Source organism: Polaribacter ponticola (genome assembly GCF_026191475.2).
GTDB classification, from domain to species: Bacteria; Bacteroidota; Bacteroidia; order Flavobacteriales; family Flavobacteriaceae; genus Polaribacter; species Polaribacter ponticola.
This window is the reverse complement of sequence record NZ_JAOSLC020000003.1, coordinates 674,840-697,541: the sequence shown is the minus strand read 5'-3', so window position 1 is coordinate 697,541 and position 22,702 is coordinate 674,840. Positions and strand designations below refer to the sequence as shown.

General features: G+C 29.2%; 18 protein-coding genes and 2 pseudogenes. 8 read left to right on the top strand and 12 right to left on the bottom strand.

Annotated elements, in window-relative coordinates:
• Positions 1 to 89: 89 nt before the first annotated feature.
• Entirely contained in the window at positions 90 to 2,201 is a 2,112-nt protein-coding gene (locus N5A56_RS08105) for a thioredoxin domain-containing protein (protein WP_274270323.1), read from the top strand.
• A gap of 5 nt (positions 2,202 to 2,206) precedes the next feature.
• On the opposite strand, the gene N5A56_RS08100 is transcribed toward N5A56_RS08105, so the two are convergent.
• From N5A56_RS08100 to N5A56_RS08060, 9 genes are all read right to left on the bottom strand, one after another.
• Positions 2,207 to 2,911 carry a DUF4369 domain-containing protein gene (locus N5A56_RS08100; RefSeq protein WP_265725002.1) on the bottom strand — a complete coding sequence of 235 codons (705 nt, stop codon included), beginning with the start codon at positions 2,909 to 2,911 and terminating at the stop codon, positions 2,207 to 2,209.
• Between the two features lie 38 nt (positions 2,912 to 2,949).
• Positions 2,950 to 4,257, bottom strand: a complete 1,308-nt coding sequence (locus tag N5A56_RS08095) for a DUF819 family protein (RefSeq protein ID WP_265725001.1) — start codon at positions 4,255 to 4,257, stop codon at positions 2,950 to 2,952.
• A gap of 6 nt (positions 4,258 to 4,263) precedes the next feature.
• Positions 4,264 to 4,938, bottom strand: coding sequence for a DUF2490 domain-containing protein (locus N5A56_RS08090; protein WP_265725000.1), 675 nt, complete (start codon positions 4,936 to 4,938; stop codon positions 4,264 to 4,266).
• A gap of 8 nt (positions 4,939 to 4,946) precedes the next feature.
• Positions 4,947 to 8,153 carry a WD40/YVTN/BNR-like repeat-containing protein gene (locus tag N5A56_RS08085; protein WP_265724999.1) on the bottom strand — a complete coding sequence of 1,069 codons (3,207 nt, stop codon included), beginning with the start codon at positions 8,151 to 8,153 and terminating at the stop codon, positions 4,947 to 4,949.
• A gap of 213 nt (positions 8,154 to 8,366) precedes the next feature.
• Positions 8,367 to 8,591 carry a type II toxin-antitoxin system antitoxin gene (locus N5A56_RS08080; RefSeq protein ID WP_265724998.1) on the bottom strand — a complete coding sequence of 75 codons (225 nt, stop codon included), beginning with the start codon at positions 8,589 to 8,591 and terminating at the stop codon, positions 8,367 to 8,369.
• Between the two features lies 1 nt (position 8,592).
• A complete protein-coding gene (locus N5A56_RS08075) occupies positions 8,593 to 9,516 on the bottom strand; it encodes an alpha/beta hydrolase family protein (RefSeq protein WP_265724997.1) in 924 nt (307 codons plus the stop codon).
• A 2-nt stretch (positions 9,517 to 9,518) separates the two neighbouring features.
• Positions 9,519 to 10,019 (bottom strand): hypothetical protein, encoded by a 501-nt coding sequence (locus N5A56_RS08070; protein WP_265724996.1) that lies wholly within the window; start codon positions 10,017 to 10,019, stop codon positions 9,519 to 9,521.
• Positions 10,020 to 10,178: a DUF4177 domain-containing protein gene (locus tag N5A56_RS08065; protein ID WP_265724995.1), complete on the bottom strand. Its 159-nt coding sequence runs from the start codon at positions 10,176 to 10,178 to the stop codon at positions 10,020 to 10,022. It abuts the gene before it with no gap.
• Between the two features lie 55 nt (positions 10,179 to 10,233).
• Complete coding sequence (locus tag N5A56_RS08060; RefSeq protein ID WP_265724994.1) at positions 10,234 to 11,094, bottom strand: SPFH domain-containing protein; 861 nt, start codon at positions 11,092 to 11,094, stop codon at positions 10,234 to 10,236.
• Between the two features lie 164 nt (positions 11,095 to 11,258).
• Here N5A56_RS08060 and N5A56_RS08055 point away from each other — a divergent pair, with 164 nt between their 5' ends.
• The 3 genes and pseudogenes from N5A56_RS08055 (at position 11,259) to N5A56_RS08045 (ending at position 13,254) form a co-directional block, all read left to right on the top strand.
• Positions 11,259 to 11,999 (top strand): S1/P1 nuclease, encoded by a 741-nt coding sequence (locus N5A56_RS08055; protein WP_265724993.1) that lies wholly within the window; start codon positions 11,259 to 11,261, stop codon positions 11,997 to 11,999.
• 205 nt (positions 12,000 to 12,204) lie between these two features.
• Entirely contained in the window at positions 12,205 to 12,633 is a 429-nt protein-coding gene (locus N5A56_RS08050; RefSeq protein ID WP_265724992.1) for a TlpA disulfide reductase family protein, read from the top strand.
• A gap of 6 nt (positions 12,634 to 12,639) precedes the next feature.
• Positions 12,640 to 13,254, top strand: a pseudogene (locus N5A56_RS08045) (thioredoxin family protein).
• A gap of 117 nt (positions 13,255 to 13,371) precedes the next feature.
• Here the strand turns inward: N5A56_RS08045 and N5A56_RS08040 are convergent.
• The 3 genes and pseudogenes from N5A56_RS08040 to tsaD all read right to left on the bottom strand — a co-directional run bounded on the left by N5A56_RS08040 (position 13,372) and on the right by tsaD (position 16,946).
• Positions 13,372 to 13,944, bottom strand: coding sequence for a hypothetical protein (locus tag N5A56_RS08040; RefSeq protein WP_265724991.1), 573 nt, complete (start codon positions 13,942 to 13,944; stop codon positions 13,372 to 13,374).
• Between the two features lie 117 nt (positions 13,945 to 14,061).
• Positions 14,062 to 15,293 (bottom strand): annotated as a pseudogene (locus N5A56_RS08035) (LTA synthase family protein).
• Between the two features lie 627 nt (positions 15,294 to 15,920).
• A complete protein-coding gene (gene tsaD / locus N5A56_RS08030; protein WP_265724990.1) occupies positions 15,921 to 16,946 on the bottom strand; it encodes a tRNA (adenosine(37)-N6)-threonylcarbamoyltransferase complex transferase subunit TsaD in 1,026 nt (341 codons plus the stop codon).
• 226 nt (positions 16,947 to 17,172) lie between these two features.
• Here tsaD and N5A56_RS08025 point away from each other — a divergent pair, with 226 nt between their 5' ends.
• From N5A56_RS08025 to pfkA, 4 genes are all read left to right on the top strand, one after another.
• Positions 17,173 to 17,859, top strand: coding sequence for a hypothetical protein (locus N5A56_RS08025; protein WP_265724989.1), 687 nt, complete (start codon positions 17,173 to 17,175; stop codon positions 17,857 to 17,859).
• A 164-nt stretch (positions 17,860 to 18,023) separates the two neighbouring features.
• A complete protein-coding gene (locus N5A56_RS08020; protein ID WP_265724988.1) occupies positions 18,024 to 18,713 on the top strand; it encodes a hypothetical protein in 690 nt (229 codons plus the stop codon).
• 218 nt (positions 18,714 to 18,931) lie between these two features.
• On the top strand, positions 18,932 to 21,568 hold the full coding sequence (locus N5A56_RS08015; protein ID WP_274270322.1) for a translocation/assembly module TamB domain-containing protein: 2,637 nt from the start codon (positions 18,932 to 18,934) through the stop codon (positions 21,566 to 21,568).
• A gap of 150 nt (positions 21,569 to 21,718) precedes the next feature.
• Complete coding sequence (gene pfkA, locus N5A56_RS08010) at positions 21,719 to 22,702, top strand: 6-phosphofructokinase (protein WP_265724985.1); 984 nt, start codon at positions 21,719 to 21,721, stop codon at positions 22,700 to 22,702.

The following is a 22,702-nucleotide window of genomic DNA, read 5'->3' as shown; positions in this document are numbered from 1 at the left end:
AGCGTTTTTTTTTATGCTCTTTTTTTAGAATTTAATAAAGCACATAAAAGGAAATTAATATCTTTATAGAAATAAAATTAAACTCTTAATTGAAAACTCATATTAAATATTTAACAGTTCTTCTATTCTTTGCTCTTTTCGGTTGTTCTAATAAGGAAATAGCTTCTGATAAAATAAGTAATGACTTAATACATGAAACAAGTCCGTATTTATTGCAACACGCATATAACCCAGTAAATTGGAAGGCGTGGAATTCAGAAACATTAGAATTAGCAAAAAAGGAAAATAAGTTAATTATAGTTTCTGTTGGTTATTCTGCTTGTCATTGGTGCCATGTAATGGAAGAGGAAAGTTTTGAAAACGATTCAATAGCCAAATTAATGAATGAAAATTTTATTAATATTAAAGTTGATAGAGAAGAAAGACCCGATGTAGATAAAGTATATATGAATGCTGTACAGTTAATGACTGGTAGTGGAGGTTGGCCATTAAATTGTATAACGTTACCAGATGGAAGACCTGTTTTTGGAGGAACTTATTTTACAAAAAAGCAATGGTCAGAAGTTTTAAAAGGAATATCTAAGTTGTATAAAGAAAATCCTAAAAAAGCGATTGAATTTGCAGAAAATCTAACAAAAGGAATGCAAGAGAGTCAATTAATAACTTTAAAAAAAGAGAAGCCTAGTTTTACAAATAAAGAAATTTTAACTTCTGTTAATTTGATAAAAGAGCAAATGGATACTGTTTTTGGCGGGTTTAAAGGAACTCCTAAATTTCCAATGCCAACTTCTTTAGATTTTTTATTAAGATATAATTATCAGTTTAAAGATGCTTCTGTAAATTCTTATTTAAAAAAGAGTTTAACTAAAATGGCTTTTGGTGGAATTTACGATCAAGTTTATGGTGGTTTCTCTAGATATTCTGTAGATGAGAAATGGCACATTCCACATTTCGAGAAAATGTTATATGATAATGCGCAACTTGTGAGTTTGTATTCTAAAGCATATTTAAACGATAATAACAATTTATATAAAAGTACAGTAGTCGAAACCTTAAACTTTATTAAAGAAGAGTTAACAGCTAAAAACGGGGCGTTTTATTCCTCATTAGATGCAGATAGTAAAAATGATAAAGGAGAAAGTGAAGAAGGTGCTTTTTATAAATGGAGATTATCAGAATTAAAGAAATTACTTAAAAACGATTTTAATCTTTTTAAAGAGTTTTATAATGTTAATGATTATGGTTTCTGGGAAAAAGATCAATATGTGCTAATTAGAAATAAAACCAAAATTGATTTTGCTAAAGAGAAAAATATTTCTTTAGAATCTTTAAATATTAAAATCTTAAGTTGGAAAACCGTACTTAAAAAAGTTAGAGAAAATAGAAGTAAACCACATTTAGATGATAAAGTATTAACTTCATGGAATGCTTTAATGCTACAAGGTTATATTGATGCTTATAGGGCTTTTGAAGATGAAGAATATTTGAATATAGCTTTAAAAAACGCTAATTTTTTAATTGAAAATCAATTAAGAAATGACAATGGCTTAAATAGAAATTTTAAAGACGGAACAAGTAATATAAATGGGTACTCTGAAGATTATGCAGCTGTTATAAAATCTTTTATTTCTTTGTATGAAGTTACTTTAGATGAAAAATGGTTATCAACATCAAAAAAATTAATGAATTATTTGTTTATCAACTTCTTTGATGATAATACACAGATGTTCTACTTTACGTCAAAAGAAGACGAAATTTTAATTGCCAGAAAACACGAAATAATTGATGGTGTAATACCTGCTTCAAACTCTATAATTGCAAACTCTCTATTTAAGTTAGGACATTATTATTCTGATACTAAATTTTTAAAAACGTCAGAACAAATGTTGAATAATTTAAAAGAAGATATTCTAAAAAACCCTGCGAATTATAGTAATTGGTTAAATTTAATGACCAATTTTACAAAACCTTTTTACGAGGTAGTTGTTGCTGGCAAAAATGCCAATTTAGTAAATAAGAATTTATTCAATAGTTATATACCAAATGTTATTATAGCAGGTACAGTTAAAGATAATACTACATTACCATTGTTGGCATATAAATTTAATGAAGATAAAACCTTAATTTATGTATGTGTAAATGGAACTTGTAAATTACCTGTAACAGATATAGAAAAAGCAAAAAATAGTATCGATAAGTAATTCGATTATTTATTCTCGCTATTTTTTATATTATTTAAATATTCTTGAAAACGTTTACCGTAAATAGATTTTTTAACTTTAGGAGATAAAGAAAAATTAACAGTATCTAACATTTTTAAGCTAGCATCATACATTTCTGTTAAAGCAATATACGGTGCAACTTCAAAATTAGCATTGTTAAGTGCAAAATTGGTTGTAAAAAGAACTCTTCTTTTCACTAATCTATTATAATCCTCTTCTACTTTTTTTACTAAACTTGGGTCATTTGCTCGTTTAGCTTCAAAATCTTTTTTAATGAATTCTAAACGTTGATCTTGAAACCTGCGACTAACTACATTATATTTATCTAATATTTCTTGATTTTTAGATCCAGAAATTTCGGGAGCAAAACCAAATTGGTCTACTTTATCATTAATTGTAATTGTTGCTTCTTCACCAAAAAATAAAATTCTCTTATCTGTTGTATTTCCATCAAAAGTTAAATAATACATTACCGGTTCTTCTACATAATCTGTTAATGTAAAAGTGTCTTTACCTAATAATGCTACAGAATCAATAGAAACTAGCAAACTATCTTGCATTTTCTGAAGATATAAAGTCCCTTTTTTAAGGCCTTTAATTTGCCCTTGAACAATCATGTTTCCTTCTTTTTTAGAAGAACATGCAAAAAGTAATATTGATAAAGCTAAAACCGCAGTAATTTTTCTCATTTTGATTGAAATTTTCGAATGCAAATATGCTGTTTTTTTTATAAAGTAGCAGATAATTCCATTAAAATAGTACATAAAATTGCACCTACAGTTCCAATGGCATAACCAAATACAGCTAAAAGAACTCCAACAGTTGCTAATGATGGGTGAAAAGCTTGTGCAACAATAGGAGCAGAGGCTGCACCACCAACGTTTGCTTGACTTCCAACAGCTAAAAAGAAATAAGGAGCTTTAATTAATTTAGCAACTAAAATTAGTAAACCTGCATGAATAGACATCCAAACAATACCAATAGCAATTAAGCCCAGATTGTCAAAAATCATTGCTAAATCCATTTTCATACCAATGGTTGCTACTAAAATGTAAATAAAAATACTACCTAATTTACTTGCGCCAGCACCTTCATAATTTTTTGCCTTTGTAAATGATAAAATAATTGCGACAATTGTAGAAATACTTATCAACCAAAAGAAACCAGAACCTAAAAATGTAAATATATTTCTCCAAGTTTCAGAAGCTATACTTGCTACTAAACCATTAAAAAATGAACTTAAAAAAGAAGATGTAAAATGACCAAAACCAACAGTACCAAATGCAATTGCTAGCATTATCATAAAATCGGTTAATGTTGGGTTTCTTTTTACTCCTTGTGTAAATTTAGATACTTTATCTTTTAGTTCTTCAATAGCAGAAGTATCTGCACCTAACCACTTATCAATTTTATCTTTTTTACCAATTCCTATTAATAAAATTGCCATCCAAATATTGGCTACAACAATATCAACAAAAACCATTCCTCCATATTTTTGAGGATTGTATTGATAAATTTCTAACATTGCAGTTTGGTTTGCTCCACCTCCAATCCAACTTCCAGCAAGCGTAGAAAGCCCTCTCCAAACAGCATCAAAATCTGCACCACCAACAGTTTCTGGAGAAAATATTGATATCAATAAAATAGCAATAGGACCACCAATTATAATACCAACAGTTCCGGTAAAAAACATAATTAAGGCTTTAGAACCTAAATTAAAGATGGCTTTTAAATCGATACTCAATGTCATTAAAACCAAGGCCGCTGGTAGTAAAAAACGACTAGACACATAATATAATTGAGATTTACCACTTACAATTTCCCCTACAGAATTGGTTGTTTCCCATTCTGGAGATATTACACCTACAGTTGTAAAAATGGCTGGAATAAAATAGGCCATAAATAAACCAGGAACAATTTTGTAAAATTTAGGCCAAAACCCAGATTTTAAACTTTCTGTATAAAAAACAAAGCCTAAAGAAAGCATTAGAATACCAAATACTATAGCATCGTTTGTAAAAATGGGTACAGTCATTATATTTTATTTTTTTGTGAGGTTCGTGTTTAAAATAACACCTAATTGCAATCTTTTTAAAACATTATTTGGAGATTTTATTTGAAAATATCCCATTTTAAATTTAATACTATTGTTTAGTTTATGAATAAATCCACCACCAGTCCAGTTTTGAGCAAATCTTTTGCCTCTATCTAAATTTAAAAACAATTCATTAAAAACATATGCGCTCCAATTTTTTGAAAGCGGATAACCAATGTTAAGGTTATAGCGAATCCAACTTTGAGTAGTTTCTTCAGTAATATTTTTATGAATAAAGCGGTGTTCTAATCTAATTCTATGACCAGCATTAAACTTTCCCCATTTAGATTTTAAATTTAAATCTTCATAAAAACGATATTCATATAAATTATTAGAGGGCGTATCATAAGCTATGTCTGCAGTTGCATAACTTACACCAACCGTAACATTTGTTTTAGGGTTAAATGAATAATTTACTCCTAATCTATAAATTTCTTGCTGAAACTCACTAGCAGCTTCAAAATACCTAAAATGTGCCATTGTTTTTAAGGCGAATTTTTCTGAAACCTTATGAGAACCATTATACATATACCATGTACCTAATTTATTTTCTGCAGATTTTTGAGCGTAAATTGTAAATGAGAATAGACTTAAAAATAAAATGATAATTACTTTATTCATAATTTTATTTAGTTTGTTGAATAAATTTTAGTTTCTTTAAAAGGCGAAATATATATCTTTTCTGTTAATGATTTATAATTTATCCATTCTTTATTAAAAAATGAATTTGTCTTAGAGACTGCATCTTTAAAAGCATTTTTAAATTGATTTATCAACTGCGTTTCTGTGGCTGTTTGTTCTCCAAAACGAGAGCTTACATACCAACTTGCAGTTCCAAAACGATTATTAACAGTAACTTCTGGATTTCTAGTAATTCCTTGTCTTTTATCAATTGTACCTAGATAAATAGCAATTAAAGTATCTATTTTTTTGATGATTTTAGTTGAAGACTTAATCTCATTTTTATATTTTTTCTTGTCTCCTTTACTTAATTTAGATTTTAAAGATGTTGCAGTATTTTTGCTTTCTACCAATTGTTTTACAATGTTTGCAATTTTTTCTTGGTATTTTTCAAGCTCTTTTCTAGCATTGTATTTTTGAGTAATCGCTTGTTCAGAAATTTGAAGTCTAGGGTCAAATTCAACTTTTATATTTTGTTCAGAAACGTCGTTTCCAAAAGTCATTTTTAAACGATATGTTCCTGGTTTTACTGTAACTCCGCTTGGTTCCCTTTTCGATTTTCTAATACTTCTAGAAGCTCTTGCAACTCCTTTTTCTCTTAAATACCAAGTTGTTTTATGAACTCCGTTTTCTTTAGGAGTTTTAAATTTTAGAGTTCTAATTTTCCTATTTCCATCAAAGACTTCTAGTTTTATAGAATCATATTTGACACTGGTTTTAGTGTCACTCTGAATTTGTTTTAGAGTCTTATCTTGTTTCTTTCCTCTTGCTTCTTTTTTCTCAACTTTCGGTTTATTAATATAAAAAGAAATTTGTGCACCGCGTTTTCTGTTTTCTCCTTGATACATTGCATCTGCACCAAATCTACTTCCTGTTGGTTGTTGCGATGCTGTTTGATACGCTACAGGAGGAGCAAATAATGCAAGTTTTTTAGAAGTAATAGCACCATTCGCAATAGCTCTTAATGGGCGAATATCATCTAAAACCCAAGCAGCTCTACCAAAAGTTCCAATAATTAAATCGTTTTCTCTTGGATGAATTACTAAATCTTTAACAGGAACCGTTGGGAAACCTTCTGTCCATTTTGTCCATTTGTTTCCTGCGTTTATAGAAACGTACAATCCATCATCAGTACCTAAAAATAGTAAGTTTTCATTTTCAGGATCTTCTATAATACACAAAGTATAGCTTTGTACATCGTTTTCATCAACAATACGTTCCCAAGATTTTCCGTAATTTTTAGTTCTATAAGCATAAGGAGTATAATTAAAACGTCTATAATCATTGGCAATTAATAAGGCTTCTCCTTTGTTTTTGTTAGATGCTTTAATTTGAGTAATCCAACTATTTTCTGGTAATCCTTTTATGTTTTTTGCAACATTGGTCCAAACTGCGCCACCATTTTTAGTAATATGTACTTGTCCATCATCTGTAGCTGCCCACAAAACATCTTTTTCTAAAACAGTTGGTTCTATTACCAAAATTGTACAATGGTTTTCTGCACCTGTTGCATCCATTGTTAAACCACCGCTTTCTGCTTGTTTTAATTTTTCTGGATTATTGGTAGATAAATCAGGAGAAATAACATTCCAAGTTAATCCTTTATCTGTTGATTTATGTACAAACTGACTTCCAAAATATAAGGTTGAATTATCAAAAGGATCAATATTAATAGCAGCATTCCAATTAAAACGTAATTTTACGTTTGCATCTTTATGTGTAGGTTTTACGTTGTAATTATTACCCGTTAAATAATCAAATCTAGAAACAGAACCTTGCTGGCTCATTGTCCATCCGTAACGAGCATCGTCTTTATCTGGGACAACATCAAAACCATCACCAAAGCTAATTTCTTGCCAATAAGAATTTCTAATTCCTTGTGCTTTCCAAACATATGCTGGACCACGCCAAGAACCATTATCTTGCATTCCGCCATACACGTTATAAGGATATTCATTATCCACATTTATGTGATAAAATTGTGCAACGGGAATATTACCAATAAATCGCCAAGATTTACCACCATCTTTGGTAATGTTTAATCCGCCATCATTACCATCAATCATGAATTTTCCGTTTTTAGGATGAATCCACCAAGCATGATGATCTGGATGCACACCATTATCTACACCATACGCAGGCATTAATTGTTTAAAAGATTTACCACCATCTTCCGAAACATTTATATAAGTAAAAACGGTATACAACCTATTTTCATTCTGCGGATCTACATAAATTTCTGAATAGTAAAAAGGACGGTTTCCAATACCCGGTTTATCGTTAATTTTTTTCCATTTAAATCCGCCATCTTCACTCTTGTACAATGCATTTTTTTTGGCTTCAACTAAAGCGTAAATCACATCAGGATTGTTAGGTGCAATTGCAACCCCAATTCTACCTAATTCACCTTTTGGAAAACCTTCTTTTTCGGTGATTTGTTTCCAGTTTTCTCCACCATCGTGTGTAATATAAACACCACTTCCTTTTCCACCAGATTTAAAAAACCAAGGATCACGTTTGTGTTCCCACATAGAAGCTATTAATTTATTAGGATTTTTAGGGTCCATAATTAAATCTGCAGCACCTGTTTTTATATTGTTATATAAAATTTGTTTCCAAGTTTTTCCGCCATCAGTTGTTTTATAAACACCACGTTCTTTATGTTCTCCCCAAGGCGAACCAATTGCGCCAACATACACAATATCTGGATTTGTAGGATGAATAATAACTCTATGAATATGACGCGTTTTTTCTAAACCCATCGCTTTCCAAGTTTTACCAGCGTCTAAAGATTTATAAATACCAAAACCACCATTTAAACTATTTCTTGGATTTCCTTCTCCTGTTCCTGCCCAAATTACACTTGGGTTAGATTGTTGAATGGCAACTGCACCAATTGAAGCTGTTAATTCTTTTTCGAAAATAGGTTTCCATTTTACACCACCAGAAGTAGATTTCCAAATACCACCAGAAGCTGTACCAACGTACATAATTTCTGGATTCGTTTCTACAACATCAATAGAAGTTACACGACCAGACATTCCGCCAGGACCAATATTTCTAGGTTTCATGTTTTTTACCATTTCCATAGAAAATTCTTGAGAAAATAGGAGCGTAGTTGTGCATAAAAAAAGTAGTGTAAATAATTTTTTCATCTTAAAGTTTGTTTGAATTAAGTTTGATGGGAACAATATACAAAATAGAAAACGCTGAATATAAATTGAGCGTTTTTTAACATATTTGTAAATTTTCATTACCAAGAAAATGACGAAGCTATCTGTTAGTTAATTAAGAGATTGCTTCGTTCCTCGCAATGACCTTTGCGGATTAGCCTGCGTTAGCGATTGAACGGTTTGTTTGAGCTCTTTTTAGAGGAACGATAAAAAAGCGAGTAGTGAAAGCGCGACCTGAAAGGTAACGCCCCGAAAATTATTCTTCCTTTTTTTAGGCTCACGTTTAGCTTCTTTTAGAGCTTGCATTAACATCCATTCTATTTGTCCGTTTGTAGAACGAAATTCGTCTGCAGCCCATTTTTCGATGGCTTTAATCATATCTTCATTAACTCGCAATGCGAAAGCTTTTTTCTTAGCCATTTTATTTTTTTACAAATGAAACAATGGTTTTAATTAATTTTTTTGAAAGCGGGAATTCTGCGGAATAATAAGAATTCATATTGTTTTCATCTTTCTGAATGTCTTTTAAAACATGGTTCATGTTTTCTATAATTACCAATTTAGATTTTGAATTTGCAGAATTCAATGCCAAAGCTTCTTCTGTTTTTACCTGTAAATCTTTATCACCATTAATAATTAAAACAGGGATATTTAATTTATTAATTTCTTCTGTAGGATTGTATTGAATCCACGATTTTAGAAAAGATTGATTAGGTTTCGCAAATACAGACAGTAACATTGGGTTTATGGTTTCAACTTTTCCTGTTTTAGAAAGCTCTTTAAAGTGTGCTTTTGTAATTGAGTCTAAAAAAGGCGCTTTGTCATGAATTTGTTTTATAATTGCTTTGTCTGCACTTAAACTAGGCCCTGCAACAGATATAAATTTTTGAGTGTTTTTAGAAGCTAACATTGCTACTAACGAACCTTGACTATGCCCCAATAAAACTATTTTTGTAAATCGTTTATCATCTTTAAAATGATTAATTACTTTTTTTACATCAGAAACATAATCACTAAAATGTACACCTTTTAATAGACTAGGCATGTTTTTTTTATTGGCAGTTCTTTTATCGTAACTAAAAAAAGAAACGCCGTTTTTAGTAATACTATCTCTAAATTGTTTTATGTAATTAGCCTTTATCATTGGCTCTTGATTCCCATCTCTATCTACGTTACCAGAACCATGTACCCAAATTATTAAAGGAGATTTTTCTTGAGAGTAGGTTAAAGTACCTGGAAGTTCTATTTCGTTATTTTTAATTGTAATTTCTTCAGATTTTACTTGAGCTAATGAAACAGCAATACCGAAAATCGAAATAATTAAATAAATAATAACTCGTGTCATAATTAGTTGATTTTTAGTTTATAAGTTTTTAAAACTCTTTTTACTTCAGATTCTTTTTGGGTTCCTATTAATAATTTTTTATTATTTTTTAACTCTAGTTGAATACCAATATCTCCAGAAACGTTAATTGCTTTTCCTTTTCCAGAGTTCCAGAAAGCACCACCTTTTAAACCCCAACCACCAAATTCTCCAATAGGATCATATGTTCTTACTTTGGCAGATTTAATTTCTGACCATAAAATTGTTTTTAAAGAAAAGTGAAAAGGAAAAAATTGATAATGGATTCCTTTTTCATCGATTCTTGTCTTTAGTTTAAAGAACAGAATAAATGTTAATGAAACTGTTATACCAACTAAAGTGAGAATAAATTCATTAGTAGACATTGTTGTATTTTCTTCAAAATATTCTTTTACTATTATTGCAATAGGTACAATTCCACTAATTATTATAAGAACAACTAACCAAGTTTGAGTAAAACGTTGTACTTCTTTAAAAATTTTCATTTATCTGTTTTTTTCTCTCTCAAAAATTACCGTGCCCGTATTTATATTTATATTTTTTAAAACCCAACCCTCTCTGGCATATTGATTTAAAAAGTCTTCATATTTTTCAATCCTATTTCTAAAACCTATTTTGGGTTGTACTACTTTATATTCTTTCATTTTTGTTCTTTTTTTTGTTTCTATAAGATAATTATGTTTTATTATATTCTTTATATTAATGACTTAAAGTACCGGTATTTACAACTGGTGAAGCTTCTTTATCACCACATAAAATAACTAATAGATTACTAACCATAGCAGCTTTACGTTCTTCGTCTAATTCTACTATTTGCTTTTTATTTAATTCATCTATAGCCATTTCTACCATATCTACAGCACCTTGTACAATTTTATGTCTTGCGGCTACTATAGCTGTTGCTTGTTGTCTTTTTAACATTGCAGATGCAATTTCTTGTGCATAGGCTAAATAACCAATTCTAGCTTCTAAAACTTCAATACCAGCAATAGATAAACGCTCTTCCAATTCTTTTTCTAAAGCTTCAGAAACTTCATTTACACTAGATCGTAATGTTATGTCTTCTGCATGACCTTCATCAGCAAAATTATCATAAGGATACATACTTGCTAGTTTTCTAACTGCAGCATCTGTTTGTACACGTACAAAATTTTCGTAATTGTCTACATCAAAAGCAGCTTTGTAAGTGTTTGTAACTCTCCAAACTAAAATAGTAGAAATCATTACTGGATTACCTAGTTTGTCATTTACTTTTAATCGTTCACTATCAAAATTACTAGCTCTTAATGATATTTTCTTTTTTGTGTAAAAAGGATTTGCCCAATACAAACCATTGTCTTTAATAGTACCAACGTATTTACCAAAAAGTAAAATTACTTTAGAAGTGTTTGGGTTTACCAAAATAAAACCAAAGAAACCAATAAAACCAATAATAATTAAAGGTATGTAAAGAGGTGTTTGTTGTATTATAGACATTGTAATTCCGCCAAAGAATAATGTTAAAACTACTAGTAACATTAAATAACCATTTGCTGGTTTAATAATTTTTTCTGCTTCCATATATGTTAGATTTTTTATGATATTAAAATGATATCACAAAGATATACTATTTTTTTACGATTTAACAAATTTTTGAGTAAATATTTTTATACTTTAGCTAAAAATTAATTATAAATTATTCTGATGAAATTTAAACTACTGTTATTAATTCCGTTTCTTTTTTTATGAAATCTTCTTCTGATGAAGTATTTTTTTGGGGAAAAAATGGTCATAGAGCAACTGGTAAAATAGCTGAAAAGCATTTAACTAGAAAAGCTAAAAAATGCATAGATAAAATATTGAAAGGGCAGAGTTTAGCCTTTGTTTCTACTTTTGCAGATGAAATAAAATCGGATAGAAGTTTTAATAAATACTATTCGTGGCATTATGTAAATATGGATTTAGATGAAACCTATGAAGAGGCAGAAAAAAATCCTAAAGGCGATTTAGTTACAGGTATAAATACTTGTATTAAAGTTTTAAAAGATAAAAAAAGTACAGAAGAAGAAAAGAATTTTCATTTAAAAATGTTAGTTCATTTTGTGGGCGATTTACATCAACCATTACATATTGGTAGAAAAGAAGATAAAGGAGCAAATGATATACAAGTGCAATGGTTTGGTAAAGGAACTAACTTGCATAGTGTTTGGGATAGTAAAATGATAGACGATTGGGAAATGAGCTATATTGAATTAGCTGATAATGCAGATGATTTATCAAAAAAGCAAATAGAAGCAATTGAAAAAGGTACAGTTGTAGAATGGGTTAATGAAGTACATAAACTAACAAATAAAGTTTATAACTCTGTTAAAAAAGGAGAGAATTTGCGTTACAGATATTCTTATAATCATTTTGGAACTGTAAGATCTCAATTGCAAAAAGGAGGAATTCGTTTAGCAAAAATTTTAAACGAAATTTACGATTAACTATTTGTAAAACAATACAATAAAACCTCATAAAGTTATTTTTATGAGGTTTTTTGTTAAGAATCAGTTAATTATTTTTAGTGCAAATTTTAAATATGTAAATTTATAAAATGATAAAAAAATATTTTTTTTACTGTTAGTTTCTATTGCTTTTATCTCTTGTAAAAAAGAAGTTGCTAAAGAAACAGTAGTAAAACAAGAAGTTTTGCAAGTTTCTGCAGTAAAAACGGTTACTTACAATGAGTTAAAACCATTGTTAGAAAAAGAAGACGGTAAAACTTATGTAATTAATTTTTGGGCAACTTGGTGCGCACCTTGTGTAAAAGAATTGCCTTATTTTGAAAAAATTAAAGAAGAATATGCAGATAATAATGTAGAAGTTTTATTAGTAAGTTTAGATTTTCCTAAACAGGTAGAAAAGAAATTAATTCCTTTTATCAATAAGAAAAAATTACAATCTGAAGTTATTTTATTAGATGATGTAAACGAAGATGTTTGGATAAAAGCAATTGATGAAAGTTGGAGTGGAGCAATACCTGCAACTATTATTTACAATAGTAGTAATAGAAAATTTTACGAGCAATCATTTGATTATAAAACTTTAGAGAACGAATTAAAAACCTTTATAAAATAAAAGACAATGAAAACATTTAAAACAATATTAATGCTAGCAATTATAGGAATTTCTACGGTTGCCTTTACAGTAAAAACTGCAGACGGTTATAAGGTTGGTGATACAATTACCGATTTTAGCCTTAAAAACAATGATGATAAAATGGTTTCTTTATCAGATTATAAGTAAGCAAAAGGTTTTATTATTGTTTTTACATGTAATATGTGTCCTTATTCTGTTGCAAATGAAGATAGAATTAATGCTTTAGATGCAAAATATAAATCTAAAGGATTTCCTGTAATTGCAATTAATCCAAACGACCCAAATGCTTCTAGAGGAGATAGTTTTGAAGATATGAAAGTGAGAGCAAAGGAAAAAGGTTTTACGTTTCCTTATTTATTTGATGAAGGTCAAAAAGTGTATCCAGAGTTTGGAGCAACAAAAACGCCTCATGTGTATATTGTAAGTAAAGCTACCATGAAAGTTGAATATATTGGCGCAATTGATAATAGCTCTAGAAACCCAGAAAGTGTTTCAGAAAAATATGTAGAAAACGCTGTAGATGCTTTATTAGCAGGTGAAAAACCAACTAAAACAGAAACAAGAGCTATAGGTTGTTCTATTAAAGTTGATAGAGGTTAATATTTAATAGACTTCGCTTTTTAGTTTTTATGAATAAAAATCCCAAGTTTTAACTTGGGATTTTTTTACCTAAATTTTTGCATTTCGCTAACGTTTGGTGTATGATTAGTGGCGTGTTTAAACCACTAATTTAGCAAATACAAGTCGAATAGAAAATCCGCGAGGATTTTTCGTAAGCAAGCTAGAACTAGCCATTAATTTTATACTTTGTTGCCAACTGGCTTTTTCCACTAATTTATTTAATTCAGTTTCTTTTTGAGTTCCGATAAGAAATTTTTTTCCATTAAGAATCTCAATCGCTAAACCTTTATTTCCTTTCATATTATATACAGTTCCGTATTTTGTCCAAGGTCTAATTCCCCATCCTCCAACAAATCCGTAATTCACTATTTCAGCGGATTTTATTTCATTCCAATTTACTTGTTTTTTAACGAAAGGGAAGAAAATCATTCGGATTTCATTTTGGTCAATTTCGGTTTTCAGTCGCATAAACCAAAACATTGCTATTAAACCAAAAATAAAAACACAGAAAATTATAAGTCCGAAGTCAGACATTGGTTTGTCTCCAAATTTTTCTCCGAGAATAAATTGTTTATAAATTCCGAAAATCGGTAAAATTCCGATTCCGATTAAAATCAGCCATAACCACCATTGTGTAAATTTTTGTTCTTCATTAAACTCAATTTTCATTTTACGTTCGTTTTTTTTTCAGCTTGTAGGCAATGTGTCTAAGAATATATAACGTTTCGATGTTAGGTATTCAACAATAGCGAATTTCTGTTTTTTTTAGTTTAGAAGCAAACGAAATTATTTTCTACTTAAAAAATCATTATAAGAATTTTGAGTAATTGCTTTTCCTAAAGAGTCTAGTTTTTTTGTGTTTTTACCAGTTTCTAAAATTGGTTTTTTACTAATGTAATCGTATAAAAATACACCCTCTTTATTAAGTGTTCCAAAACCTTTGTTAAATGTATAATGTGCAAATTGATTATCTGAAGTATTAAAAAGATGTTTACTAAAAACAAAATCGCTGTTATCTGCTTTTAGCAAATCTAATAAAGTATAAGAGAAATCTACTTGACTAGCAATTGTGTGTATTTCAGTTTTATTTTTATTAACTGCGCCACCTAACCACAGCATAGGTATTCTAAATTTCTTAGGAGAAAAATAAGGCCCTTCGTGTTTAGGAGAACTGTGTCCGTGGTCAGACATAATAACAATTAAGGTGTTTTTGTACCATTCTTGTTTTTTGGCAGCAACTATAAAATCGCCAATAACTTTATCTGTATAATAGTGAGCGCTTCTAAATTGATTGTCTTCTGTATCTTTTCCAAACTTGTATTCTCCTTTTATTTCGTAAGGTTCATGACTTGTTAATGTAAGTGCAATTTTAAAAAAGGTTGTTCCTTTTCTTCGGATAAATCTTTAGCGAAACGTTTCATAAAAACATCGTCATAAGCACCCCATTTAGAGTTCCAATCACTTTTATCAAAATCGCTACCATCCACAAAATCTGTAATTCCTGCATTATGTAAATAGGTATTCATGTTGCCAAAATTTAAATCGCCACCATAATAAAAAGAAGTTTTATACCCTAAATCTATCATCTTTTTAGGTAACATTGGCAAACTTCTAGTTTTATTAGGCATTCTCATAATTCTCTTAATAGGTTGCGGATAATAACCACTTAAAACAGCAGGAATTCCTTTGTCCGTTCGGTCTCCGTTTGCATAAAAATTGGTAAACAATATTCCTTCTTTAGAAAGTCTATTTAAATTAGGTGTTACATTGGGTTCGCCACCTAAAGAGCCAACTATTTTTGCAGGTAAACTTTCCCAAAGAATTAAAATTACATTAGGTTTAGAAGTATTTAAAATAGAATCTGTATCAGATTTTAAAAGTTGATTTTTTGTTTTATTGATGATGTTTAACGCAGTATTATCATCAAAAGCGATATAAGGATTCGTATCGTTTTCTTTGTGTGTAATTGTGTTAAAGAAATTCCAGATAAAATTAACTGCTGCATGATTTGCGAACATTTTACTAGAAAAATAAACATTACTTTGGTTTACAGGTATTGTTTGGAATCCGCCTCTAATTGGTATAATTAAAGCGGCTGTCATCACCAAAAAAAGCGGAATTTCTAACCAACCGCCAAAGTTGAGTTTTTTACTGTTTATAAGGTGAATTTTATTGTATAATTTTAAGAAAATAAAAGAAATAATAATCCATGAAAATATGCCTGTTATCAACTGAAAAGTAGAAGCAGAAGAAACCATTAATTCTGGCGTGTTCAAATACGGTAGGAGTGAAGTATCTAAACGAACTCCCCAAGCATGGTATAATCCAGCATCAATTAATAGTAATAAAGTAATAAAAAATATAATTGGAATTGTATACCATTTTATAATTTTTAAAATCACTTTTGGGTTTATAAACGTAGAAAATATAATTAGTAAAAAAGGAATTGCACTTAAATACCCAGTAAACGCAATATCTAATTGTAAACCATAAATAAATGTATTAATAATGGTATAAAAATCTAGTTCTTGTGTTTTATTAAAATAATAAATAAGAAAAAATATACGAGCAAAAACAAAGTAGCCAACCCAAAAAAGAAAATAATGGATGTTAAATAAAAGTCTATTTTTAAAATCCTTCATTTTTTATTCAGTAACTTTTAAACGAGCTTTTGCAGTAACAGATACATCTGCATAATCGTTATTTAAATATTTTAAGTAACCTGTAATTGCAATCATTGCAGCATTATCTGTGGTGTATTCAAATTTAGGAATATAAGTGTTCCATCCAAAATGTTTTTCAGCTAAAAGCAATCTACTTCTAATCTCAGAATTTGCTGAAACTCCACCAGCAATTGCAATGTTTTTAATACCCGTTTGTTTTACAGCATTTTTTAATTTATCCATTAAAATTTCTACAATGGTACCTTGTATAGACGCGCAAATATCATTTAAATTTTCCTTGATAAAATTAGGATTCATTCGCTCTTGTTTTTGAATAAAATAAAGAATACCAGTTTTTAATCCGCTAAAGCTAAAGTCTAAATCGCCAACTTTTGGTTTGGTAAATTTATACGCTTTTGGGTTTCCTAATTTAGCATGTTTATCAATTAAAGGTCCACCAGGATAAGGTAAACCTAATATTTTAGCAGATTTATCAAAAGCTTCACCAACAGCATCATCAATAGTTTCGCCTAAAATTTCCATTTCAAAATGATTAGAAACTTTTACTATTTGAGTATGACCGCCACTAATGGTTAAACATATAAAAGGAAAGGTTGGAATTTTACAATCGGTTTCATCTATAAAATGTGCTAAAATATGACCTTGCATATGGTTTACATCAATTAAAGGAATTTGTAAACCCATAGCCAAAGACTTTGCAAAAGAAGTACCAACTAATAAAGAACCCATTAAACCAGGACCTTTTGTAAAAGCGATTGCAGATAATTGATCTTTAGTAATATTTGCTTGTTCTAAAGCTTGTTGCACAACAGGTACAATATTTTGTTGATGCGCTCTAGAAGCTAATTCTGGAACCACACCACCATATTTAGCGTGTACTTCTTGGTTTGCAACAACATTACTTAAAACTTTAGCATTGCAAATAACTGATGCACTTGTATCGTCACAAGAAGATTCGATTCCTAAAATATATACTGGTTTATCCATCAAAAAAACTTATTTTAATGCAAAATTAAGTATAATTTTATCTATGCTTCATCTTTTTAAGAATAGAAATTTAAATGTTTGTTAAATTTGCACGTTATTTGTAATAAATGGCAACATTTTTGATTGCATTAGTTAATAAATTACAACTACTATAAATTAGATTATCATCAAAAAAATAGGGAGAAAAATACTAAAATGGCTAGGGTACTTTGTGCTCTTTTTGTTGTTGCTTAGTATTATACTTTCTATACCAGTTGTACAAACTAAAATTGGAAGTTATTTAACCAATACTATTAATGAAGATTATAATACAAATTTAACCATTGAAAAAGTAGATTTTTCTCTTTTGGGGAGTGTTAAGTTAAAAGGAGTAAAAATTAGAGATCATCATAAAGATACTTTAATTTTTGTTCAAAAATTAAGCACTTCATTACTAAACGCAAAAAGAATAATTGAGAATGAAGTAACTTTAAAAAATATATCTTTAGATGGTGTAGATTTTTATATGAAAACCTACAAAGGTGAAAAAAACGATAATTTATCAGTTTTTATTGATGCTTTTGATGATGGAAAGCCAAGAGATTCTTTAACGAATCCGTTTGTATTAAAAACTTCTAATGTTTATGTAAATAAACTTAATTTTAAATTAATTAATGCTAATAAAAAAGAACCTGTTAATTATGCTGTTTATAATGCTGGTGGTAATTTACAAGATTTAGCAATTGTTGGTCCAGACTTTTCTACCAAAATTAGAGGTTTATATTTTACAGATTATTATGGCTTAAAAGTATCAAATTTAACAACAGATTTTTCTTATTCTACCACAGCAATGGTATTTAAAAACACAAAATTGCAAACTAGAATAACAGATATAAATGCAGATATTTTTTTAAATACAAAAGAGAAGATTTAGCTTACTTTAATGATAGGGTTAACATTCAAGCAAATTTTAGAAAAAGTAAAGTAGCAGTAAAAGATATTAAAAATTTTTATAGAGAATTAAGTGGTAATGATGTATTAGATTTTAATGGAAGCTTAAAAGGTAAATTAAATAATTTTGTTTTAAAGAAGTTAAACTTGTCTTCAAGAAACGGAATTAAAGTTCAAGGAGACTTAGCTTTTGTAAATGTGGTAGACACCAAAAGAGGTTTTGTTTTTGATGGAGATTTAAAAAACTTAACTGCTACATATAATGAGTTAAAAAATATATTACCTAACGTTTTAGGGAAGTCTCTACCTACAGAATTCGAGAAACTTGGTAAGTTCGTTTTAAAAGGAAAAGTAAAAGTTACACCAGACCAAATGCAGGCAAGTGTTAATGTAGATTCAGAAATAGGGTCTACTACTTCAGATTTGGAAATTACAAGTATAGATGATATCGATTTTGCAGAATATACTGGAGATATAGAGTTAAATGATTTTGATATAGGTGTCTTTTTTAATGATCCTTTATTTGGTCTAATCTCTTTAAAAGGTGATGTAAATGGTAGTGGTTTTAAATTAGATAATATTAATACTTCTTTTATTGGTAGTGTTTCTGAGCTTCAATTTAAAAAATATAGTTATAAAAATATTACTGCTAATGGTCAATATCAAAATAATAAGTTTGATGGAGAATTAAATATTGAAGACGAGAATTTTAAAATGAAATTTAATGGTTTAGCAGATTTATCTACTACAGTTAATAAATTCGATTTTAAGTCTGATATTGTTTACTTAAACTTAAAAAAACTAATCTTTTTACAAGAGATAGTATTGCAGAACTAAAAGGAAATGTTGAAATAGATATTGAAGGTAACACGTTTGATGATATTGTTGGAAACGCTACTTTTAAAAATGTTTTTTACACCAATCAAAAAAAGGAGTTCAGTTTTAAAGAGTTTAAAGTAACCTCTTCTGTAAAAGACAGTATTAAAAAGATTGATGTTGTCTCTAAAGATATTGCAGAAGGTTATTTTTCTGGAAAATTTACATTTTCTGAGTTATTGCCTGTTGCCCAAAATGCATTAGGTAGTATTTATACCAATTATAAGCCTTTTGAAGTTGCACCAAATCAGTTTTTAGATTTTAATTTTACGGTGTACAATCAAATTGTAAATGTGTTTTTTCCTGAAGTATCAATCGATGATAACACAAAAATTAAAGGAAAAATTAAATCGAATAAAAATCAATTAAAGCTTACGTTTTCTTCTCCTAGAGTAGATGCTTATGGAAATGAAGTTAAAGATATTTTGTTAAGAACAGATAATCAAAATCCACTTTATAACTCACATCTTACAGCTTCTGAAGTAAATACTAAGTATTATAATGTGTCTAAATTAAACCTACTTAATTTAACACAAAATGATACATTGTATTTTAAATCGGTTTTTAATGGAGGAAAGAAGAAGAACGAAGAATTTAATTTAGACTTTTTCTATACAATTAATCCAGAAGAAAAATCGGTTATAGGTTTCGAGAAATCTACTTTTGTTTTAAAAGATACTGCTTGGAATATCAATCCAGAAAATGAAAATGCAGATAAAATTACTTTCGATTTAAAGAACAACGAATTCGTATTTAGTCAATTTAAATTAGTTTCAGGAGAACAAAAGGTAGAGTTTACAGGTAACTTAATAGGAGATACTGAGAAAGTTTTGCTGGCTGATTTTACAAAAGTAAAACTCCAAAGTTTTTTACCAGAAATAGATAGTTTAAATTTAAAAGGGAAAGTATCTGGTAATTTAGATTTTGTACAGAAAGCAAATATATATAGTCCCGAAGCTGTTTTAGTAATTAAAGGTTTTGAGGTTAATGAGTTTAAACAAGGAGACTTGTCTATAAATATTATTGGAGATAATTCTTATGAAAAATATAATGTAGACTTATCTATAAATAATGAAAAGGTAAAAAGTATTGCAGCAACAGGAGCTTTAGATTTTTCTCGAAGAAGACCATTAATTGATTTGGAAGTTTTTTTAGAAGAATACAACTTAGAAGCATTTAGTCCTTTGGGAAAAGATGTAATTTCTTCTTTAAGAGGAAGTGTTTCTGGTATATTTAATTTAAAAGGTTTTCTTGGGAATCCAGATATGGAAGGCAGTTTACGTTTAAAAAATGCTGGATTAAAATTCCCATACTTAAATGTTGATTATGATTTTGAAGGTGAATCTGTAATTTCGTTAAGAGAGCAATCGTTTATATTAGAAGATATTAAATTAAGAGATACTAAGCATAATACAAAAGGTAGGTTTTTAGGAAATATATCTCATCAGAATTTTGATCAATGGTTTTTAGACTTAGAAATAGATACTAATAATTTATTAGTATTAGATACAAAAGATACAGAAGAAGCTAAATATTACGGAACCGCTTTTATGGACGGAAGTGTTAGTATAAGTGGTTTAACTGACCAGTTGACAATTGATATTAATGCAAAAACAAATGCTGGAACTAAATTTGTAGTTCCTTTAAAAGATATTGAAACTGTTGATAATTATAAATTAATTCATTTTAAATCTGATGAAACTCTAGTAGAAGATAGGCAAAGAGAAATAGCAGAAGAAGCTATAAAAGGATTGACTTTAAAGATTGATTTAGAGGTAACTAAAGAAGCTGAAGCACAAGTGGTAATTGATGAGGTTAATGGAAGTCAGTTAACCGGTAGAGGATCTGGTAATCTTCAAGTTAGAATAGATACTCGAAGTAAATTTAATATGTTTGGAGATTATACCATAAGCAGTGGAGTGTATGATTTTAAATATGGTGGAATAATAAATAAACCTTTTGTAATTCAAAAAGGAGGTACTGTTTCTTGGAATGGTAACCCTTATGAAGCTAATTTAGATGTTACTGCTGTTTATAAAGCAAAAGCAAACCCAGGTGTTTTATTGGAAAATTTTAATTCAAATAGAAAAGAAGAAATAGACCTTGTAACAAGAATTACAGGAGGGTTATTTAGTTCTAAGCAAGAATTAGATATTCAATTAACAAATGTTGATCCTACTATAGCAAGTGAGTTGGAATTTATTTTAAATGATAATAACGTAAATGAAAAAACAACTCAGTTTATTTCTTTATTAGCATTTGGAACTTTTAGAAATCCGGATAAAGTAAATTTTGATGTTAATAATACTCTAACTGGTACTGCATCTAGTGCAATTGCGGCAGCATTTTCTAGTTTATTAAATAGCCCAGATAGTAAGTTTCAATTAGGGGTAGATTATCAACAGGGAGATAGTGGTAATGATATTGATAGGCTAAATATAGATAATCAAGTAGATTTATCTGTAAGTACTCAAGTTAGTGATCGAGTTATTATAAACGGAAAAGTAGGTGTTCCAGTAGGAGCACAAACCCAGTCTAGTGTGGTTGGAGAGGTTAAGATAGAAGTTTTATTAAATAAAGAGGGTAACTTTAGAGGAACCATTTTTAATAGACAAAACGAGATACAGTATTCTACAGAAGAAGAAGGTTACACTCAAGGCGTAGGTTTATCTTATCAAGTAAATTTTAATAATTTATCTGGTTTACTTTCTAAAATTGGTTTAAAAAGGAAGCCGAAAAAGAAGCTTAAGAAAGCTAAAAAGAAAGACACATTAAAACTTAAATCTAAGAAGTTAATTAATTTTGAAGGGAATTAATTGATTTTGTTTTTATACCAAAAATAACGAAAACGTTTTCGAACTTATTTTTCTATTTCTCTTTTAAAATTAGGGGTTTAGCGCTATAACGATTTCGTAGTTTTTTTATTTTGAATCACTTAAAATCAGTAATTTTACATCACAATATTTATGAAAGAAATTAAAAAAATAGGAGTAATGACGTCTGGTGGAGATTCACCAGGAATGAATGCAGCAATAAGATCTGTTGTAAGAACATGTGCGTTTTATAAAATTGAATGTGCTGGTATTTACCGTGGTTATGAAGGTATGATAGAAGGCGATTTTATTGATTTAAATGCACGTAGTGTAAAAGGAATTATAAATAAAGGAGGAACTTTTTTAAAATCTGCTAGATCAAAAGCATTTAGAACTAAAGAAGGAAGGCAAGCAGCTTACAATCAATTAAAAAAAGCAAATATTGATGCTTTAGTGGTTATTGGTGGAGATGGTAGTTTTACTGGAGGTTTAGTCTTTAATCAAGAATTTAACTTTCCGGTAATGGGAATTCCTGGCACTATAGATAATGATATAGCAGGAACTTCGCACACTTTAGGATACGATACTACTTTAAATACTGTTGTAGATGTTATAGATAAAATTAGAGATACAGCCTCATCTCACAATAGATTATTTTTTGTGGAGGTAATGGGTAGAGATGTTGGCCATATAGCATTAAATGCTGGAGTTGGAGCTGGAGCAGAAGAAATTTTAATACCAGAAGAAGATTTAGGTTTAGAAAGACTGTTAGAGTCTCTAAGAAGAAGTAAAGAGTCTGGTAAGTCTTCAAGTATAGTAATTGTTGCTGAAGGAGATAAAACAGGTAAAAATGTTTTTGAGTTAAAAGATTATGTAGAAGAACACTTGCCAGAATATGAGGTTAGAGTATCTGTTTTAGGGCATATGCAAAGAGGTGGTTCGCCTTCATGTTTCGATCGTGTTTTAGCAAGTAGAATGGGAGTAAAAGCAGTAGAAAGTTTATTAGACGGTAAATCTAATCTAATGGTTGGTTTAATGAATGATAAAATTACTGTTACACCTTTAGAAAGAGCGATTAAAGGGCAATCTAAAATAAATAAGGAATTAATTAGAGTTTCAGACATTATGTCTGTATAA

Bases quoted from the DNA above. Each gene is read 5' to 3' on its own strand.
- N5A56_RS08065 (WP_265724995.1), bottom strand. From the start codon at position 10,178: ATGAAAGAATATAAAGTAGTACAACCCAAAATAGGTTTTAGAAATAGG.
- N5A56_RS08090 (WP_265725000.1), bottom strand. From the start codon at position 4,938: ATGAATAAAGTAATTATCATTTTATTTTTAAGTCTATTCTCATTTACA.
- N5A56_RS08085 (WP_265724999.1), bottom strand. From the start codon at position 8,153: ATGAAAAAATTATTTACACTACTTTTTTTATGCACAACTACGCTCCTA.
- pfkA (WP_265724985.1), top strand. From the start codon at position 21,719: ATGAAAGAAATTAAAAAAATAGGAGTAATGACGTCTGGTGGAGATTCA.
- N5A56_RS08095 (WP_265725001.1), bottom strand. From the start codon at position 4,257: ATGACTGTACCCATTTTTACAAACGATGCTATAGTATTTGGTATTCTA.
- N5A56_RS08060 (WP_265724994.1), bottom strand. From the start codon at position 11,094: ATGGAAGCAGAAAAAATTATTAAACCAGCAAATGGTTATTTAATGTTA.
- N5A56_RS08100 (WP_265725002.1), bottom strand. From the start codon at position 2,911: ATGAGAAAAATTACTGCGGTTTTAGCTTTATCAATATTACTTTTTGCA.
- N5A56_RS08080 (WP_265724998.1), bottom strand. From the start codon at position 8,591: ATGGCTAAGAAAAAAGCTTTCGCATTGCGAGTTAATGAAGATATGATT.
- N5A56_RS08075 (WP_265724997.1), bottom strand. From the start codon at position 9,516: ATGACACGAGTTATTATTTATTTAATTATTTCGATTTTCGGTATTGCT.
- tsaD (WP_265724990.1), bottom strand. From the start codon at position 16,946: ATGGATAAACCAGTATATATTTTAGGAATCGAATCTTCTTGTGACGAT.
- N5A56_RS08040 (WP_265724991.1), bottom strand. From the start codon at position 13,944: ATGAAAATTGAGTTTAATGAAGAACAAAAATTTACACAATGGTGGTTA.
- N5A56_RS08070 (WP_265724996.1), bottom strand. From the start codon at position 10,019: ATGAAAATTTTTAAAGAAGTACAACGTTTTACTCAAACTTGGTTAGTT.
- N5A56_RS08055 (WP_265724993.1), top strand. From the start codon at position 11,259: ATGAAATCTTCTTCTGATGAAGTATTTTTTTGGGGAAAAAATGGTCAT.